General features: G+C 58.4%; 17 protein-coding genes and 1 pseudogene. 12 read left to right on the forward strand and 6 right to left on the reverse strand.

Translation table 11 applies throughout. From position 1 onward, the window contains the following. The 10 genes and pseudogenes from repA to ACSQ9D_RS20890 all read left to right on the forward strand — a co-directional run. Positions 1-1,179: plasmid partitioning protein RepA (gene repA, locus ACSQ9D_RS20845; RefSeq protein WP_436283897.1), on the forward strand; the 1,179-nt coding region annotated here is incomplete at its 5' end. Further along, positions 1,176-2,174, forward strand: a complete 999-nt coding sequence (repB, locus tag ACSQ9D_RS20850) for a plasmid partitioning protein RepB (RefSeq protein WP_436283898.1) — start codon at positions 1,176-1,178, stop codon at positions 2,172-2,174. The genes repA and repB, both read left to right, overlap by 4 nt. A gap of 151 nt (positions 2,175-2,325) precedes the next feature. Beyond that, positions 2,326-3,615, forward strand: coding sequence for a plasmid replication protein RepC (gene repC, locus ACSQ9D_RS20855; protein WP_436283899.1), 1,290 nt, complete (start codon positions 2,326-2,328; stop codon positions 3,613-3,615). 128 nt (positions 3,616-3,743) lie between these two features. After that, positions 3,744-3,869 (forward strand): annotated as a pseudogene (locus ACSQ9D_RS20860) (recombinase family protein); the annotation flags it as partial. Between the two features lie 79 nt (positions 3,870-3,948). Continuing rightward, a complete protein-coding gene (locus ACSQ9D_RS20865; RefSeq protein ID WP_436283900.1) occupies positions 3,949-4,344 on the forward strand; it encodes a hypothetical protein in 396 nt (131 codons plus the stop codon). A 118-nt stretch (positions 4,345-4,462) separates the two neighbouring features. After that, positions 4,463-4,822: a hypothetical protein gene (locus tag ACSQ9D_RS20870; RefSeq protein ID WP_436283901.1), complete on the forward strand. Its 360-nt coding sequence runs from the start codon at positions 4,463-4,465 to the stop codon at positions 4,820-4,822. Positions 4,823-5,067: 245 nt separating this feature from the next. Then, positions 5,068-6,279 carry an NO-inducible flavohemoprotein gene (gene hmpA, locus ACSQ9D_RS20875; RefSeq protein ID WP_436283902.1) on the forward strand — a complete coding sequence of 404 codons (1,212 nt, stop codon included), beginning with the start codon at positions 5,068-5,070 and terminating at the stop codon, positions 6,277-6,279. 102 nt (positions 6,280-6,381) lie between these two features. Further along, positions 6,382-6,828 (forward strand): RrF2 family transcriptional regulator, encoded by a 447-nt coding sequence (locus ACSQ9D_RS20880; protein ID WP_436283903.1) that lies wholly within the window; start codon positions 6,382-6,384, stop codon positions 6,826-6,828. 438 nt (positions 6,829-7,266) lie between these two features. Continuing rightward, positions 7,267-8,217 (forward strand): IS630 family transposase, encoded by a 951-nt coding sequence (locus tag ACSQ9D_RS20885; protein WP_436281282.1) that lies wholly within the window; start codon positions 7,267-7,269, stop codon positions 8,215-8,217. 1,129 nt (positions 8,218-9,346) lie between these two features. After that, positions 9,347-9,643: a hypothetical protein gene (locus ACSQ9D_RS20890; RefSeq protein WP_436283904.1), complete on the forward strand. Its 297-nt coding sequence runs from the start codon at positions 9,347-9,349 to the stop codon at positions 9,641-9,643. A gap of 61 nt (positions 9,644-9,704) precedes the next feature. Here ACSQ9D_RS20890 and ACSQ9D_RS20895 read toward each other — a convergent pair whose 3' ends face one another. The 6 genes from ACSQ9D_RS20895 to ACSQ9D_RS20920 form a co-directional block, all read right to left on the reverse strand. Beyond that, the gene (locus ACSQ9D_RS20895; RefSeq protein ID WP_436283905.1) at positions 9,705-10,298 is read right to left on the reverse strand and encodes a hypothetical protein; all 594 of its coding nucleotides are present in this window, start codon (positions 10,296-10,298) and stop codon (positions 9,705-9,707) included. A gap of 161 nt (positions 10,299-10,459) precedes the next feature. Beyond that, complete coding sequence (locus ACSQ9D_RS20900) at positions 10,460-11,197, reverse strand: ThuA domain-containing protein (RefSeq protein WP_436283906.1); 738 nt, start codon at positions 11,195-11,197, stop codon at positions 10,460-10,462. A 17-nt stretch (positions 11,198-11,214) separates the two neighbouring features. Then, entirely contained in the window at positions 11,215-12,297 is a 1,083-nt protein-coding gene (locus tag ACSQ9D_RS20905) for an ABC transporter ATP-binding protein (protein WP_436283907.1), read from the reverse strand. Between the two features lie 19 nt (positions 12,298-12,316). Beyond that, complete coding sequence (locus ACSQ9D_RS20910; RefSeq protein ID WP_436283908.1) at positions 12,317-13,228, reverse strand: carbohydrate ABC transporter permease; 912 nt, start codon at positions 13,226-13,228, stop codon at positions 12,317-12,319. Then, positions 13,229-14,116 carry a carbohydrate ABC transporter permease gene (locus ACSQ9D_RS20915; protein ID WP_436283909.1) on the reverse strand — a complete coding sequence of 296 codons (888 nt, stop codon included), beginning with the start codon at positions 14,114-14,116 and terminating at the stop codon, positions 13,229-13,231. A gap of 84 nt (positions 14,117-14,200) precedes the next feature. Further along, a complete protein-coding gene (locus tag ACSQ9D_RS20920) occupies positions 14,201-15,493 on the reverse strand; it encodes an ABC transporter substrate-binding protein (protein WP_436283910.1) in 1,293 nt (430 codons plus the stop codon). 199 nt (positions 15,494-15,692) lie between these two features. Between ACSQ9D_RS20920 and ACSQ9D_RS20925 the strand changes: the two genes are divergently transcribed. Both ACSQ9D_RS20925 and ACSQ9D_RS20930 read left to right on the forward strand, forming a co-directional pair. Further along, positions 15,693-16,700 (forward strand): Gfo/Idh/MocA family protein, encoded by a 1,008-nt coding sequence (locus tag ACSQ9D_RS20925; protein WP_436283911.1) that lies wholly within the window; start codon positions 15,693-15,695, stop codon positions 16,698-16,700. A gap of 18 nt (positions 16,701-16,718) precedes the next feature. Next, complete coding sequence (locus ACSQ9D_RS20930) at positions 16,719-17,708, forward strand: LacI family DNA-binding transcriptional regulator (protein ID WP_037126440.1); 990 nt, start codon at positions 16,719-16,721, stop codon at positions 17,706-17,708. Positions 17,709-17,756 lie beyond the last annotated feature (48 nt).

The following is a 17,756-nucleotide window of genomic DNA, read 5'->3' on the forward strand; positions in this document are numbered from 1 at the left end:
GTGAATCGGCACTTAAGCAGCCTCGACTTCATGCAGAGCTTTTCCACCAAATTGGAGCTCGCACTGCAAAACCTTTCCATGGCGCAATACCCACCCGATGCGCGCCGCGAGATGCGCAAATTCTCCTCGTCGGAGGTTGCAGCGCTCCTGGATGTGTCGGAAGCCTATATCAGGCAGATCGTTCTGAAGGACAAGGGTCCCTCGCCCGAGACCACGTCAAATGGCCGTCGCATGTACACCTTGGAGCAGATCCTCGAGCTGCGCCTGATGTTGGCCGAAAAGGGGCGAAAGAAGTGGATGAACCCTCGTCGTGTCGAGGGTGAGGAATGCCAGATCATTGCGGTTACAAACTTCAAGGGCGGTTCCAGCAAGACATCCACGACCATCCACCTTGGCCACTACCTGGCGCTCAAGGGCTATCGGGTGTTGGCGGTCGATCTCGATCCGCAGGCGTCGCTTACCAGCCTGCATGGCGCGCTTCCTGATTTCGATCCCCGTGAAGACGAAACACTTTATGCCGCCATTCGCTTTTCGGACCCGAAGCCGACGAAATCGCTGGTCCACAGCACGCATATTGCCGGTTTCGATGTCATCTGTGCGGGTCTCGACCTGACGGAGTTCGAAACGGCGGTCGCCCTTGAGATGCGTAAGAATGGCGGCACCAGCTTCCTTCTGCGGGTCTCGCAGGCGCTCGAGCAGGTTGCGAGTGACTATGACGTCATCTTGATGGATTCGGCACCGTCGCTGAACTTCCTTACCCTCTCGTCACTGACGGCTGCCACTGGTGTTGTCATACCGGTTCCAGCCCATATGCTCGATGTCGATTCGACGGGCAAATTCCTCGAGCTGGCCTCGTCCTACATGCAGATATTGAGCGAGATGGGGACCTCGGCGCAGTGGGACTTCGCGAAGTTTCTCGTCACGAAGTTCGAGGCCAACGATCATCCGCAGGCCAATATGACGGCCCTGATGCGACAGGTCTTCGGCGAAGACCTGCTGTTGAACATGGTCGCGAAGTCAACCGCCGTCGCCGACGCCTTGACCTGGAAGCAGAGCCTCTATGAGGTGCAGCGTTCGCGTTTCTCGGCGCCGAAAACCTATGATCGCGCGATGGAATCGATCAACGCGGCCAACGCCGAGATCGAGAAGTTGCTTTGGGCAGCGTGGGGGCGCGAATGAGCCGGAAAGATTCTCGTGGCATGTTCGCCAATGTGCTCGGTCAACTTGAACAACCGGCCGCAGCGCCGGTCGCAAAGGTGACGACGTCTCCGCACCTTCTCAAGGTCGCGGCGGGCGTCCGGCAGATCCAGGAAAAAGGCGAGGTCCTCGACAGGCTTCTCAAGGACGGCGATCATATCGTCGAGGTGGATCCCGATGAGGTGGCGCCCTCCTCGATCCCGGATCGCTTCGATGGCGCTTATGACGATGCGGCCATCGACGAGATTGCAGCGTCCATCAAGGAGCGCGGACAGATCGTTCCTGGCCTGATCAGGCCGCACAAAGGCAATGGGCTGCCATACCAGATCGTGTTCGGGCGGCGGCGATTGGCGGCGGCCAAGGCGCTTGGCCTGAAGTTCCGCGCCATCGTGCGGGAACTCAGCGATGAAGAGGCAATCGTCTTCCAAGGCGAGGAGAACGCAAACCGCAATGACCTGTCGTTCATCGAGAAGTGCGCATTCGCGCTATCGCAGGAGCAGGCCGGATATCGACGCGACGTGATCTGTGCATCGCTTGCGACGGGCAAGTCGCATGTGTCGGAGATGCTGCGGATTGCAACCGCGATCCCCCGGGATGTTCTCTTTGCAATCGGCTCCTCGCCTGAAATCGGCCGTCGCCGATGGATCGACTTTGCCGACGCCTTCGCCAGGCGCCAGGACGGTGCAGCGCGCATCAAGCAATCGCTGGGTCAAGACAAAGCCGCTGCCGAGAAAGATCGTTTTGCGATCGCTCTTGGCGCGCTGAAGGCCGAAGCGGCGCCGGCGGCCGCACAGTCTGCCGTGACGGAAATACGAGCAAATGGCTTTCTTCTAGCGACAGTCAGCTACGCGAAGACAGGCCCCAAGCTCAGCTTCACAAAGGCCGTTCCGGCCAGTTTCGTTGATTTCTTGAATGATCGCATGGAGGCGCTTCACAGCGAATTCGTGCAGTCGACACAACGCAGCAGCAAAGGATAACGCAGCAAAAGAAAAAAGCTCCCGAACGTTGCCGTCACGGAAGCCCTTCTCATAGGTTAGCAGCTAGAGAATCGCATTTCCGGGAATCGCTGTCAAGAGTTGGCACCAGTTTGGTGGGTGGATTTCTTTTGCCTTCAGCAAGGTGAAGGTGATGGAAACAGGAAGCGTGACGACGCCCTTTGGGCAGCGTCCGATGACGCTTGGCATGCTTGCCAGCCAAAAGGCGGCGAGCGAGCTTCAGGCTGATCAATCGGTCGACAAGTGGAAAATCTATAGGGCACTGTGCGCCGCCAAGCCCCTGCTTGGCGTGACGGACCGCGCGCTTGCGGTGCTGAATGCATTGCTCAGTTTCTATCCGAAGAATGTCCTATCGGAAGAAAACGGCCTCGTCGTCTTTCCGTCGAACGATCAGCTTTCGTTGCGCTCGCACGGTATGGCCGAGCAGACGATCCGCCGACATCTGGCTGTGCTGGTCGAAGCCGGACTGATCGTCCGCAAAGACAGTCCAAACGGCAAACGCTACGCCCGTAGGGTCAAGGAAGGCGAGGTCGGAGAGGCATTTGGCTTTTCGTTGGCACCGCTGATTGTGCGCGCCGAGGAGATCGAGCGTCTGGCGGCGGAGGTGGTGGCCGAGCGGCTGCATGTGCAGCGATTGCGCGAGCAGCTCAGTCTTTGCCGCCGCGACGTTGCGAAGCTGATTGAGACCGCAATGGAGGAAGATCTGGCGGGCGATTGGGAGGCTGCGTTCAGCTACTTCAGGTCGTTGGTCGACGGTGTACCGCGTACGGCGACGGCTGAGCGGATCGCAACGACGCTCGAAGAGATGCAAACGCTGCGCGACGACATCACTAACAAACTGGAAACCTTGCTTAAAGCTGAAAACAAGAGCGGCAATCCCGCTCAAACTGAGCGTCACATACATAATTCAAACCCCGACTCCATTACTGAACTTGAACCAGCTTTAGAGATAAAGCAGGGGGCAAACTCGGTGCGCACGCTTGAGCCTTATGCCGCGGCGCCGGCTGAGACGCAAAAGCATGACGCTCGAAATGCGGCCGAGGCGCAAAGCCGACCGGGCAGTGATGGCGCGGGCATGAAGTCCTTCCCGCTTGGGCTAGTCCTGCAGGCCTGCCCCGACATGGTGAGCTACGGGCCTGGCGGATCGATCGCAAATTGGCGCGACATGATGGCGGCTGCGGTCGTGGTCCGGGGGATGCTGGGTGTCAGCGCTTCAGCTTATGAGGAAGCGTCTGCCATGATGGGAGCCGAGAACGCGGCAACGGTCATGGCGTGCATCCTCGAACGCGGCGGCCACATCAACTCGGCGGGCGGTTACCTGCGAGATCTGACCCGTCGCGCGGAAAGAGGTGAATTCTCGATCGGCCCGATGCTGATGTCGCTGGTCCGTGCGCGTGGCGGCGGGACACGGCGGGCGGGGTAACGGAAGGGTTAGCACCCTCCCACACAGGCGGGTGCTTGCCCTGAAATTGGTAGCGTTTGCGGAAAAGGGCCATGCTGATAGGCTTACCCCCGTTTCCAAGGCGGATGGCTCTCCCAGTCCCTCGCCTGCAGCGCGACACATCGGTCTCCGACCTTTGCGAGGAACTTGGGGTAGAGCGTGTCACCTTCTTTCGATATGTCGGCCCAAAGGGTGAACTCGGGGATTACGGAAAGCGGGTACTTCGCCGTGGATAGGAATTTGAGCATACAGCTCGTTGACTTGGGCATTCGGGAAACTACGATTATTTCAATGAAAATATCCCGGAGGCGAACAATGAGCAACCAGGTGCTTAGGGACTATCTTTTGCACGTCGTGCCCGCGTTTATCATTCCGATCGGCTTGTACCTGTCTGACAAGACCCTCACGCCAAACACTCTCTTCAAAATTGGGCTGCTATTTCCGCTCTTGATGCTTGCGATGAAGGGGCTGACCGTCTTCTTTCCACCAGAAAACCTGCGGGAACGATCTGTGGGCCGGACAGCTGAATACGCTATTCTCCAAGGGTTGGTCTTTGCAGCATTTATGGTGATGTTCGGCGGATTCTTAGAACCTGAGTTGCAATCCAGCTTCCTTTCGGCTTTGCGGCAATTTGCGATTGCCGCTCTGCTTATGTCTGGGTTCAACTTTGCCATGGCCTTGCATGCGCAGAAAAAGCTGCGTGCCTCTTAAACATAGAACTGCCGAACGGCTTAGACCCAATGACCGTCATTCCCACCCACTCCGGGTGGCGTTGTGAGTAAGCATAGGAGTTGCCTATGCCACCAACCGGAGAACGACGACGACACAGATGAAATTCATTGGCCTTGACGTCCACATGGAGACAGTCGCCGTTGCGAGCGACGACGCGGCATGGGATGGCGAAGTCCGCTTTTATGGAACGATCCCCAACACGCCAGACGCCATTCGCCGTCTTTTCGATTGGCTGTCCGGCTCGGGTGCCGGTCTGCACTTTTGCTACGAGGCTGGCGGATGCGGGTACGGAATTTACCGGCAGCCTCCCAAGCTGAATATTGCACCGTCCAACGGACTAATCACGAAACAGGGCATGATCAAGGGGATCGCGTCCGGAACGGTGACCTACGAGGCCTATCGCGCGTGGGTGGACGCGCCAGACGATAAGCGAGTGACCTTCCCCGACTCCAACTGATGACGGCATCGGACCAGACGCGGTCATGAGAAGGTGGCGACTTCGCGCCAGAAGCGGACGTCGTGTGATCAGAGTTTGAATTAACCCACAAGCAACTGCGACAGGCCGCAGGCCAGCGCTCGAACCGTTTCCTGGCTATGCCGCCATCGCTGCGACCGAACGGCGCAGACGCATAAACATATATTGCAAATGTATCTTATGGTGCTACCTCAGCTGCGTCGACGGTGCAACTTTTGGAGACCATGATGACGCAAACACTGACTGAGACCACGAAGGCAATCGTGCGCGCGACTGTGCCTGTACTCACAACAAACGGCACTGAGATTACGGCGGCAATGTACAAGCGGCTGTTTGAGAATTCTAAGGTCCGCGACCTGTTCAACCAGTCGAACCAGGGGGAAGAGGGACGTCAGACGAAGGCGCTTGCCCAGGCGATCCTCGCTTACGCCCAGAACATCGATAATCTGGCTGCGCTCACTGGAGCCGTTGAGCGCATCGCGCAAAAGCACGTCGGCCTGCACATCCGGCCTGATCACTATCCCCATGTTGCGACCGCTCTCTTGGGCGCAATCAAGGATGTTCTCGGTGCGGTCGCAACGGACGAGATCCTCAATGCTTGGGGCGAGGCGTTCTGGTTTCTCGCCAACATCCTGATTGGACGTGAAACGCAGATCTACGATGATCTTCAATCGTCCGAAGGCGGCTGGAATGGCTGGCGGCGGTTTGCCGTCGTGTCGAAGAAACGCGAAAGCGACATCATCACGTCCTTTGTGCTGCGACCGGTCGATGGTCTCGCAGTGCTCCGTCATCGCCCCGGTCAGTACCTAACCTTTCGGTTCGACGTTCCGGGTCTTCCCCCACAGCACCGAAATTACAGCATCTCTTCTGCTCCCAATGGTGAGAGCTATCGCATCTCGGTCAAACGAGAGATGCACGGCCTGGTGTCGAGGTTCCTTCACGATCAGATTGAGGAAGGCGCGGTCATTGAGGTGGCACCTCCGACCGGGGACTTCCATTTGCCGCCGGGCCAGGAGAGGCCCGTTGTGCTGCTCAGCGGCGGTGTCGGTCTGACGCCGATGGTGAGCATGCTGGAGACCATCGCAAACAGCGGACAGAGGCTTGCCGTCCACTACGTCCATGGCGCCGAGAACGGAGGCGTCCACGCCATGGGACCGCACGTGCGCGATATCGCCAAGAACCGCGAGTATCTGAAGACGGCCATCTTCTACGGCAGCCCGCATGATCAGGATAAAAAGGGCGTTCACTTCGACCATGAGGGCTACATCACGATCGATTGGCTGGCAAAGAATACACCCATCGCGGAAGCCGACTTCTACCTGTGCGGCCCCAAGCCCTTCCTGGCCGCCTTCGTGAACGGCCTCGCCAAAGCCGGTGTCACCCCTGACCGTATTCACTACGAGTTCTTCGGCGCGGCCGACGAACTGGCTGCGGCATAGAGTTCGGAATAAGGGGCGGCCGGTCACGGCCGCCTTGCTAAATGATATATCGCGCGACTATCTTTATGCCGACGTCTACGACTTGCCCCGAAGGATCTGCAGATGCGTTTGACCGTCTATTCCGACTACGCGTTGCGGCTCATGATGTATCTGGCGCTCAAAGGAGAGCGGCTGTCGACGATCGCTGAAATTGCAGAAGCCTATGATATTTCAAAGGCGCACCTGATGAAGATCACGAATGAGCTCGGGCAAAAGGGCTTGATCGATACCGTGCGCGGGCGCCAGGGCGGTATGCGGCTTGCCCGTGCCGTCGAACAGATCGGTGTCGGTGAGATCGTTCGGGCCTGTGAGCCCGATTTTGCGATCGTGCCCTGCATGGAAACTGGCAATGGCGAGATTGTCTGTGTCGTGCAGCCCGCCTGCGTCTTGAAGCGCGCGCTGGCTTCGGCGGCTGCGGCCTTTCTCGATGTGCTCGATGGCTATACGCTGGCAGACCTCACCCGGCCGGCCGTGCCGTTGCGCCGTCTGCTTGCCCTGCCGGAACCGTGAGGGATCCGGACACCACCTGGGGTACCCGGCACCAAATTGGCCAATCGGCCCGAAGCTGTGATTTTGGCCAAGTTGAAGAACCTTGTGGGAACATGATCGACGGGATTGACGATGGAAATCGTGGGGAATGACAGTCTGCTGCGCAATAAGCAGTGGATTGATGGGTTTGAGTATTTCGGGCGAGGATTTGATCGGGCGATGGAGCCTAAGCTTTGCCGACGTTGATTTTGTGAATTCCAAGCCAGTTTTGACGCGCCTTGGTGCGGCTATTCGGAATTCGCATGCTTGTCTGGCTTGGCCATTTACCTGCGATATGGACTAACGGAGCGATCTTCGCCGAGAGCCAGGCCCGGTCTCTAAAGCGCGTCGCCCGTTTTTTGATTCAGGTTCTCGAATCGGCCGATTTGTGATTCCTTCGTAGCTGGAAGGAGACCGATCATGGGCAAATCACATCCGATCGAGTTGCGTTCCCGTGTTGTTGCGTTCGTTGAAGAAGGTAACACCCATCGCGAGGCGTCTCGGCATTTCCGTGTGTCGCCTCGGTTTGTGAATAACCTTGTTATCCTGAAGCGTGAAACGGGCTCTCTGTTGCCAAGACGACAGGGCCATGTCGGCGGCGGCAAGTTGAGCGACCATGGAACATGGTTCCGTGAACGTATGGCTGAGAAGGGTGATTTGACGCTTGACGAATTGTGCCTCGAGCTTGCAGAGCGCGGCGTCATTGTGCATCGCTCGAGCGTTGGACGCATGTTGCACCGGCTCGGTTTGAGCCATAAAAAAAGCCTCATGGCAAGCGAGCAGCTTCGCCCGGAAATCGCTCGGGCGAGAAGTCTATGGCTCGAAAGGCGCAAGCCATTCTTCGATAAGGCTCTGGCTCGCCTTACTTTTATCGATGAAACGTCAACGAACACGAAGCTGACAAAACGCTCCGGATGGTCGCCAAAGGGCCACCGTTACCGCAGTCATGCGCCTTTCGGATCCTGGAAGACGCAGACGTTCATCGCTGGCCTCAGATCGCATTCCATGGTCGCCCCATGGATCGTCAACTCGCCAATGAATGCCGAGATATTCGAGACCTGGATCGAAACGCAACTCGTCCCAACTCTATCCAAGGGCGACGTCGTGATTGCCGACAATGTTCGTTTCCACAAAAGCGAAAAGGCCGAAAATCTCATCAGACAAAAGGGTGCCTGGCTGCTTTTTCTACCTGCGTACTCGCCCGATCTAAATCCGATCGAAATGGCCTTCTCGAAACTCAAGACGCTCCTACGAAAGAAAGCCGCAAGGAGTTTCGACGCAATATCAAATGCCCTGAGCGACATCTGTGCACTGTTCCCCGTTGAAGAATGTCGAAACTACTTCAAGGCCGCAGGGTATGAGGCGATTTAGACGCGACAAGCTTTAGCCGCGCTGGACCACCAGGAAAGCAGCTACAATTATCAACAGGAAGAGTCCTGCAGCAGCCGCCGCTATACAAAAAAGAACCAACCATGTCTGCGCACTGCGGAGGCTTGGCCGCTGACCGTCAGCCATCTTTGTGACGAGATACGCACAAGCCCCGAGGACAACCGGCGTGCCCCCTCCAACCACCATCGCCATTGTTCCTTCCGGAGCAGTGGTTCGCCAGATCATCCCGAACGAGAAAATGCCGGCAATCGTTCCCGCGATCAGGGAGCCAAGAATTAGAAGAATGCGCATGATGTGCCTTTCGACGTACGCGGCAGATGTAAGCGATTATCTACTGTTCGATCGGGTTTCGGAGTTTACCGCAATGGTTCTGGCGCTCGCATTCGCGCGAGCCTCAATGATAAAGCAATGACTTCAGGAGAGATAAGAAAAGCACCCAGAACGTCACGTTGATCTCCTATGCATGCGCATCGCCGTAAAGTTGTCGCAGTGAACTATCCAAAAATTCTTCAATCCGGTCATTTCATAAAGACGCCGCCAATGCAGAAGTAGGGTGGTCGAAGGTGCCCGAACGATTTTGAGATATCCGAAGACGTCTGATAGGCAGCAATATTTGCGTTAAGGTGCAAAGGATGGTGTCTGGAGATGGGTGACGGCCTTGAGCATGTGTGGGCCTGAACGGGACGGCATGCGTACAGAGATGGACTACGATATCTCGGGAGAGCGGGAGATGGTCCTTGCCGCTTTTGGCAAATGACGAGAGTGTGGATCCGTACACATTTATACTCGCCTCCAGCACAGGAGCGATGATCACAGATAAGTTGGATTAGAACGACCGCTATGTGCTCGTTGCGCCCAGGGGCGGGCAGCGCTGCAGTACCGCCGACCGTGTCGGATATCTGGGAGAGGTAAGAATGTAGTTGCAGGTTGTTATCGTCGCGTTCTTCCTTCTCACTTTGCTCGCGCTGGTCATGTTTATCTGGCCGCGTCGGGAAAACCCCCGCAGGCTTTTAGCTGGCGGCGCAAGTTCGTACATCGGCGGCGACGGCTATTCCCCACATGCCAGCGGTGGTGAGGGCGGTGGCGCCGACGGGGGAAGTGGCGATTGCTGATGACGCAGCTTTACTCTGTCGGAACCTGCCCGCAATGCGACCATCAGGGTCGGCTCTATCTCCAGAAGGACCTGACCTCTCTGACGCTTTACGCTCATTGCGAGGAATGCGAGAGTGGCTTCCGGAAACCCGAAGACCTTGAACCTCCTCATCGCGGGTTTCTGACACTGCTGGAGGACTACGAAACCGAAAACCCGACTGTGGAGGAAATCTCCCGGTCCGTCTGGGCCGACCTCGCCGTCCGGCCGGCCGTCCGACAATGCCGAGGATGGGCGTTGAAGCAGCGCAGGAAATGAACTCGCCCAGGATATGCCAGGCCAACCGACCGCTCAGGTCGGCCAGCATTGTCTAAGCCTGTTACACTACTTTCACTTCGACGCCGGCGCTACGAAATGCCGAGGAAAGTGCTTTCAAAACGCCGGCCAGAATCTCGCGATCTTTCCCGGCAAGAAGCAGGCCGTCGCCGTCGACTGCCGGAGCGATTAACAGCAGGGCTTCCGGCGGGAACTCCTGCCTGCTCCAGTCCCTGACCCGCCGTAACCGTTCAAGACAATCCGACTTAGTGGGCAGGGCAGATAAAACAAGAGCCATCTGCCCTTGCTGGTGCCAGTGCTGTTCGAAGAGGGCCTGCACATCGGCTGTCGTTCTGGAGATAGCGAGATCGGCGGGCCACCAGCGGGTCAATCGCTCAATGATCCTCAATGGGAAAAGCCTGCGCGCCGCGGTTATGATGATGGTCTCCGAGGACATGCTGTGCTCGAAGAAAATTCGAAACGCGACTGGACCAACGGAAGCGATCGTTGCAGCAACAATCTCCTTGACCGTTGCTGGCACTCCTTCATCGATAGAAGCCGGATCGACGGACCAATAGAGGAGAACGCCGAAAGTAGCTTTCGGACGCAGGTTGGCAGTTTGCCAACCAACTTCGTCCCATCGCTCTTGAATCACCACCTGTGTTCGACTTTGCATCCCAGATATTGGGCAGACTTGAAGCCGCACGGCAACAGGTTCAATGCAACATCGCCGTGATGCGATGTGTTCCCACAACGTTCTTCGACTTGGCCTAAATCGCAGCTTCGGGCCGACGGGGCCAAATTGCCGCTGCCGACGGCTTATGCCGGGCGGGCGTGAATGGGTTCGGCGCGGTGCCAATTTTCGAGCATCCGACCATCGGTGTGGGTCTGCCTGGCCCAGCGGATGCCGTTGGCAATGACCTTGTGCACGGTCTTGTCGTGGTAGATCGGATAGGTTTCGTGGCCGGGGCTGAAGAAGAAGATGCGGCCGCGGCCGCGCTGGAACGTGCAGCCACTGCGGAAAACCTCGCCGCCTGAATACCAAGAGATGAAGACGAGTTCATCCGGCTGCGGAATATCGAAAGGCTCGCCATACATTTCTGAGGCGTTGACCTCGAAGTAAGGGGGTAGACCCTCGGCAATCGGGTGAGCCGGATTGACGACCCAGACCCGTTCGAGATCACCCTGCGGTGTTTCGCGCCAGGACAGGTTGGCGTTGGTGCCCATCAGCCGGCGGAACAGCTTGGAGTGATGGCCGGAATGCAGGACGAGAAGGCCCATCCCTTTGAGCACCCGTTGCTGTATGCGATCGATCAAGCCGTCGCTCACCTCCTCATGGGCCATGTGGCCCCACCAGAGCAACACGTCAGTGTCGTTAAGCAGCGCGTCCGGCAAACCCTCGTGTGGATCGTCGAGCGTACCACGGCGGATTTCGAAATCCGCGTTGGCGATGCCGGCCGCGATCGCACCGTCGATGCGATCAGGGTAGATTTCCTGAACCTCCTTGTGCAGCTGTTCGTGGCGGCCTTCGTTCCAGATGGTGACCTTGATTGTCATGGTATCCTCGATGTTTATCATGCTTGGGCCCGGCGGATGACCCGACCGGCGGAATCGAACAGATGGCAGGCGGATGTATCGGCTGTGAGCGACACGCGATCGCCGGGCCGCAACGCGATGTCACCTTCGGCGCGGACGACGATCGGCTGTTCCTGCGAGCCGACGGTCATGTATGTCTCGACGCCCAACCGCTCGACGACGATAACCTCGACCGAGACGTCCCCCTGCCCGTCTGCTGCGATCTTCAGATGTTCCGGCCGGATACCGAGCGTGGCTTTGCCGTGCGGCACAACTGCGCCCGCATCAGGCAGGTCGAGCGACAGACCGAACGGGCTTTGGGCGTGGGCCTTGCCGGCGCTCGGCCTGGTGATGAACACCGGAATGGTGTTCATCTTCGGAGAGCCGATGAAGGTTGCGACGAACTCGTTGTCGGGCTGGTGGTAGAGCGTCATCGGCGCACCCTGCTGGGCAACGACCCCCTTGTTCAGAACAACGATGCGGTCGGCCATGGTCATGGCCTCGACCTGGTCATGCGTCACGTAGACGACGGTCGCCTTGAGCTCGCGATGCAGGCGCTGCAGCTCGGCGCGCATCTGCACGCGAAGTGCGGAATCGAGATTGGACAGGGGCTCGTCGAAAAGGATCAGCGACGGCTTCTTGATGATGGCGCGACCAATGGCGACGCGCTGTCTCTGGCCGCCCGACAAGGCAGCGGGACGGCGATCAAGATAGTCCGTCAGCTGCAGGATCTCGGCAACGGCTTCCACCTGGCGACGAATTTCTGCCTCCGGAACCTTCTTCAAGCTGAGGGAGAAGCCGATGTTCTCGGCGACCGTCATATGCGGATAAAGCGCGTAGGACTGGAACACCATGGCAATGCCGCGCTTGTCGGGAGGAACATCGTTGATGCGCGTGCCATTGAGGATAAGGTCGCCATCATCGATACCCTCAAGCCCCGCGATCATGCGCAGCAAGGTAGACTTGCCGCAGCCCGAAGGGCCGACGAACACGGCGAACTCGCCGTCTTCCACGATGATGTCGACCCCCTTGATGACCTCCAATGCACCGTAGAATTTGCGAACGTTCCTGAGATTGATCATCGTAAAGCTCTTTCTGGTGTCAGCCTTTGACGCCGCCGGCAAATGTCTGCACGAGGAAGCGGCGGGCAAAGCCGAAGGCGACGACGGCCGGCAGGAGATAGATGAAGGCGAGCGCGGCAAGCAGGCCGTAGTCGATCTCGTTGATGCGCAGGAATGCACGGAAGAGACCGAGCGGCAGCGTCTGCAGCTCTGGCGAAGAGAGGAAGATCAGCGGCAACAGGAAATCGCCCCAGGCTGACATGAAGGCAAACAGCCCGGCGGCGGCCAGTCCCGGCAGCGCCAGAGGGATGAGCACCCGGCGAATGCGTTGTACGAGTGTCGCGCCGTCCATCAGTGCCGCCTCTTCATAGTCGCGCGGCAGGCCATCGAAGAACGTTTTCATGATCCACAGCGCCAATGGCAACTGCATCGTTGCAAGCACGAGGATCAGGCCGAGATAGCCATCGATGAAACCCGTCCAGCGCATGATCGGCCGGGCGTATTCGCCAAAGATCGGTCGCAGGATAGCGCCTTCCGCATTGTTCAGCGTCAGAAGGAACTTGTAGAGCGGTACGACGAGTGCTGTCGGCGGCAGGACGCGGATCAACAGGATTGCGTAGAGGAACGGCAGCTTCCACCACGCTCTGGTGCGCGATAGCGCATAGCCGCCAAGGCCGGCCAGCACCATAACCAGCACGGTCGCGCCGCCGACCACGAAGAGCGAATTAAACAGCCACTTTGCGCCGTCTTCCTTGGTGAAGACGCGCAGGTAGTTCGCGAAGCTCCATTGCTCGGGCCAGCGAAGGAACAGCTGGGCGTTGCCATCGAAGGATGCAAGAAGCACCCAGAAGAAGGGAACAGCACAAAAGATCGAGATCAGCGACAGCGTTGCATAGGCAAGCAGGTCCGACCGGGTCTTGTTGGCATTTTCGCTCGGGGAGATCACGGCCATTCAGACCTCCACCTTCATGGCCCGGACATAGCCGACGCCGAGGATCAGCGAAATCAGCAACGCGACGACCGCCACCGCTGCGCCATAGCCGAGCTGGAACGCGGTAAACGACTGGTTGTAAATATAGATGCTGACCAGTTCCGTCGCCCCGCCCGGGCCGCCGCGTGTCAGCGCATAGACGAGGCCGAAAACGGCGATGGTCGAAACGGCCGAGATCAGCATGTAGAGCAGGATCGTCGGCATCATGAGCGGCAAGGTAATGCGACGAAACATCTGCGACGGGGTTGCGCCATCCATACGGGCAGCCTCGTAAATCTCGTTGGGAATGGTGCTGAGGCCCGCCGTCAGAAGGATCATCGCAGTTGCGATGCCGCGCCAGGTGTTGACGATGATGATCATCGAAAGTGGAAAAACCTGCAGCCAGTCGGCCGGTGTTACGCCAAAGAAGCTGACGATACGGCTGAGCGTCGCCTGCTCTCCACCCGCCAACATGGAAATCCACATGAAGCCGGCAACCACCTCGGGCGCGGCGTTTGGCAGAAGGATGATCGAAGAGAAAAGCCGCTTAAAGTGGATGCGGCGACGAAGCGCCATCGCTGAGACCAGACCGAGCGCGAACTGACCGATCACCGCCGAGCCGACCACGAACAGGAAGGTGACGAGCAAGGCGTTCCAGAACTTCGCATCGTTCAGCAACCGCGCATAGTTGCGAATACCGACAAAGCGCGGGCGCAGAGCCGCAGCACCCGTCAGCGCCTCATTGGTGAAGCTCAGATAGACGGAGTAAAGCGCGGGATAGATCACGAAGGCCAGAAGCAGCGCAAGTGACGGCAACAGGATCAGAAGAAGCTGCCGCTCGGTGCGCCTTTCGTGGACGTTTCGGGCCATGGAAAGCTCTATAACTCGTTCGAAAGGAAATCCGGAGACGCGGGCAAGCCCACGTCTCCCTGCGTTTTATCGGTAAGCGTTGGCTTACTTTACGACGTCGTCGCCCAGAGTTTCCTTGACATAGTCGACAAGAATCTTCTGCGCGCCGGCGGCATCGGTTTCCTTGCGCAGCAGCGCCTCTGTAGCGCGTGCAACACCTTCCGAAACGGTACCGAAGCCGGAGGCCTGTTTCAGGAAGGTGCCTTTTTCTGCTGCGGCATGGATCGAAACGAGTTCCGTCAGCTTCTGGAAGTCGGCGTTTTTAGCCGCATCCTTGCTGGACGGAATGTTGCCGATGCGGGCTGCGTAGGAAACTTGCGTCTCAACCGACCCGATCTCCATCAGCGCCTTCTTGGCGAGTTCGACATTGGCCGACTTGGCGTTGATGGCCCATGGGGCTGCAAGATTGGCGAGAACATACTGGCCACCGCTTTGGCCCGGAACGGTCCAGGTGCCGACGACCTTGGTCACCTCAGGAATCGGGTTCTTACTTTCACGACCCCAGTCGAAGATGTAGCACCAGGAACCGCAGGTGGTTGCGGCAAGCTTGCCGGCCGGGAACATCTGATACTTCGGCACGACCCAGGGCTCTGGTCCGAGCAATGGCTGAGTCGGCATCAGATCATTGTCGATCAGTTGCTTATAGACGTCGAAGACATCCTTGACGCCCTCGCCGTTGAGGTCGAGCTTGCCGTCCGCATCGACGAGCTGTGGAGTCTTGGAGCCGACGATCAGGTGCTGGAAGCCTTCGTCAAAGGCGCCGCTTCCCCAGGAAACGCCAGCCGGGAAGAGCAGGCCGTAGGCGCCGGTCTTCTTCTTGATTTCGGCGGCACGATCGAGAAGGTCTTTCCAGGTCTTCGGCTGCTCCGTCGAGATGCCGGCTTTGTCGAGGACGTCCTTGCGGTAGTAGATTTCCTGGATGCCGAGCATGAACGGCATGACATAGGTTTCGCCGTCCGGGCTGACCGCCAGCTGCTTGGCGACGTCATAGAAATTGGCATAGCCATCCCAGGCCTTGATTTCCTTGGTCACCGGTGCGAGGTAACCGGCCTCGACCATATCAGCAACGGCGGCCGTCGTCGGGATGGAAAAGAGGTCAGGCGCGTTGCCGGCGCCGAGCTCGGTCAGCAGTTTCGTCAGATAGTCCTTATCGGGCGCGGGGTATTCCACGACCTCGACGGTCACGCCGTATTTCTTCTCGATCTTCTCGACCGTCGACTTCATGGCGTCGATGCCGGCCTGACCGTGATTGGCAATTCGGATTGTCTCAGCATGCGCCAGCGTCGAAACGGCGCTGAGCAGAATGGCGCACAGGCCACCAATGACCGTCTTCTTCAACGGAAGTCCTCCCTTTTGGTATGCGGCGCCCTCCAGCACCACGGTTGAAAATGTACACGCAATCCCATGACTGGCAAGATGGTTTTTGGCTGGATTTCGACGGCGATAATAAATCATTGAATCTGCATGATTTAATAAATATTGTCTTCCTTGGACCATTTGTGTAACCGTATACACACGGCATTCGGGAGGATTTTTTATGTCACGGAAATTGCGGCTTGGCGTCATCGGCGCAGGCCTGAAAGCGGCTGAGTATGCGGCAAGTTGGGCCCGCATGCCCGAGATCGAATTTGTCGTGCTTGCCGATACGACACCTTCTTCTCGCCAGCGCCTGATCGACGTTTGTGTTGCGGCCGGAGCGCCGGCGCCGCGCAGCTTTGATGATTACCGAGAGATGCTGGCATCCTGCCGGGACGAATTGGATATCGTCTATGTCTCTACACCGCATGCATTTCACGGCGAGCAGGCAATGGCTGTTGCAGAAGCCGGGCTCGATCTCTTCCTTGAAAAGCCGATGGTGACAACCGTTGCGCAAGCCGAACGACTGATTGCGGCACAGAAGAAGAGCGGCGTGACAGTTGTAACCGCCTTCCAGGGTGGCCTCTCTCCCCTGGTGATCGATACGCGCAAGCGGGCGCTTGCCGGCGAGTTCGGCGATCTGGTCGCGATATCGGGGATGATCTGGGAAAGCTGGTCCAGCAACTACGACGGCCATTGGAAGCAGCAGCCGGAGATCTCGGGCGGCGGTTTCATGTTCGACACCGGCGCCCACATGATGAATACCGTCTGCCTGCTCGCCAATTCGGATTTCGAGAGCGTGTCGGCCTATATGAACAATCACGGCAAGAACGTCGACATTGCGACCGCCGTTTCGGCCCGCCTCAAGAACGGCGCGCTGGCGACGCTGACGGCGGCCGGCGACGGTCCTCCGGGCTGCGCCTCCTACATCACCTTTTTCTATTCGAAGGCAATCGTACGCATCGATGCCTGGGGCGGATGGCGCGAGATCAGTGTCGGCCGTACAAACGAGCCGCGCGAGGAAGCGGAAATTCTCGGTAATCCGATGAAAAACTTCCTCGCCATTCGCGATGGGACGATGGAAAACACCGGCTCCGTTGAAATGGGACTGCGATTCGCTAGGCTCTGGGATGCAATCAAGGAATCGGCTGCGGCGGACGGGGCGCCCGTCAGAATAGCCGCGCCATAAACGCGTGGAATATTTTGAATGAACAAGCGGCGGATCACCTCGAAGGAACTGGCGAAGCTGGCCGGAGTGTCGTCGGCCACGATCTCGCGGGCGTTTTCTCCGGATTCCAGAATCGGAAGCGCGACCCGTGACCGCATTCTGGCGGTTGCTCGCCAATACGGCTATCAGCCGAATGCAATCGCCCGCTCGCTCAACAATCAGCGCTCACGGCTGGTGGCGCTGGTGGTCAACGCGATCGGCAATCCATGCGAAGCCGAGGAACAGCAGCTTCTCGTCCATCGACTGCAAGCCCGTCAGCTCCTGCCGATCATTTTGTGCTGCGCCGATCACGACGACAGGCTGCAGCTCATGCGCCTCGCCTCCACCTATCAGGTGGATCACGTCGTCGTCTTTTCCGACATGGTGTCGATGCAGGATGCCGTCGACATCTTCCATACCACGAAGCCGATCATCGTCTCTTTCGAACCGCTTGAGAACGAGAGCGTCTCGAGCATCCGGATCGACGGATCGGCGGCCGCCGACGAGATCATCGACAAGATCGTTGCCGATGGCAAAAGACGCTTCGCCTACCTCTCGGGCACGAAATCGAGTTGGATCGACAAGCTGCGGCGCAGGTGGTTCGTCGATGCGCTCGCCAAACGCGGCCTCACGCTGCAGGCCGAAGCGTTCGGCGACTACAGCTACGATTCCGGCTTCAAGGAAGCCGTCCTGCTTCTTCACCGCGCCAAGGTGGACGCAATCATCTGCGGCAATGACGTCATGGCCATCGGCGCTCGGGATGCCGCACGGCGCGTGCTTGGGAAGAACACGCCCGATGATATTGCCGTCGTCGGCCAGGATGGCATCGCCATGGCGGCGTGGGACTGCAACGACCTGACGACGCTAAGCCTCGACCATACCGCCTTCATCGACGCCGTTGTGGAACTCATCGAGCGTCACGATGCCGAGATCGAAGGCCCCCATAGCATCACCCTCACCTGCACGGCCCGTTGGGGCTCTACAGCCTGAAACCCGTCACGCGGCCTTTGCAATTCCTCGCCGCTTGCTTTTCCCTGG

It is taken from the genome of Rhizobium sp. LjRoot258, assembly GCF_964254185.1.
In the GTDB taxonomy this organism is placed as follows: domain Bacteria; phylum Pseudomonadota; class Alphaproteobacteria; order Rhizobiales; family Rhizobiaceae; genus Rhizobium.

Excerpts from the sequence above, each read along its gene's own strand:
- repB (WP_436283898.1), top strand. The coding sequence starts at position 1,176 with ATGAGCCGGAAAGATTCTCGTGGCATGTTCGCCAATGTGCTCGGTCAA.
- repC (WP_436283899.1), top strand. The coding sequence starts at position 2,326 with ATGGAAACAGGAAGCGTGACGACGCCCTTTGGGCAGCGTCCGATGACG.
- ACSQ9D_RS20865 (WP_436283900.1), top strand. The coding sequence starts at position 3,949 with ATGAGCAACCAGGTGCTTAGGGACTATCTTTTGCACGTCGTGCCCGCG.
- ACSQ9D_RS20870 (WP_436283901.1), top strand. The coding sequence starts at position 4,463 with ATGAAATTCATTGGCCTTGACGTCCACATGGAGACAGTCGCCGTTGCG.
- hmpA (WP_436283902.1), top strand. The coding sequence starts at position 5,068 with ATGACGCAAACACTGACTGAGACCACGAAGGCAATCGTGCGCGCGACT.
- ACSQ9D_RS20880 (WP_436283903.1), top strand. The coding sequence starts at position 6,382 with ATGCGTTTGACCGTCTATTCCGACTACGCGTTGCGGCTCATGATGTAT.
- ACSQ9D_RS20885 (WP_436281282.1), top strand. The coding sequence starts at position 7,267 with ATGGGCAAATCACATCCGATCGAGTTGCGTTCCCGTGTTGTTGCGTTC.
- ACSQ9D_RS20890 (WP_436283904.1), top strand. The coding sequence starts at position 9,347 with ATGACGCAGCTTTACTCTGTCGGAACCTGCCCGCAATGCGACCATCAG.
- ACSQ9D_RS20900 (WP_436283906.1), bottom strand. The coding sequence starts at position 11,197 with ATGACAATCAAGGTCACCATCTGGAACGAAGGCCGCCACGAACAGCTG.
- ACSQ9D_RS20905 (WP_436283907.1), bottom strand. The coding sequence starts at position 12,297 with ATGATCAATCTCAGGAACGTTCGCAAATTCTACGGTGCATTGGAGGTC.
- ACSQ9D_RS20910 (WP_436283908.1), bottom strand. The coding sequence starts at position 13,228 with ATGGCCGTGATCTCCCCGAGCGAAAATGCCAACAAGACCCGGTCGGAC.
- ACSQ9D_RS20915 (WP_436283909.1), bottom strand. The coding sequence starts at position 14,116 with ATGGCCCGAAACGTCCACGAAAGGCGCACCGAGCGGCAGCTTCTTCTG.
- ACSQ9D_RS20925 (WP_436283911.1), top strand. The coding sequence starts at position 15,693 with ATGTCACGGAAATTGCGGCTTGGCGTCATCGGCGCAGGCCTGAAAGCG.
- ACSQ9D_RS20930 (WP_037126440.1), top strand. The coding sequence starts at position 16,719 with ATGAACAAGCGGCGGATCACCTCGAAGGAACTGGCGAAGCTGGCCGGA.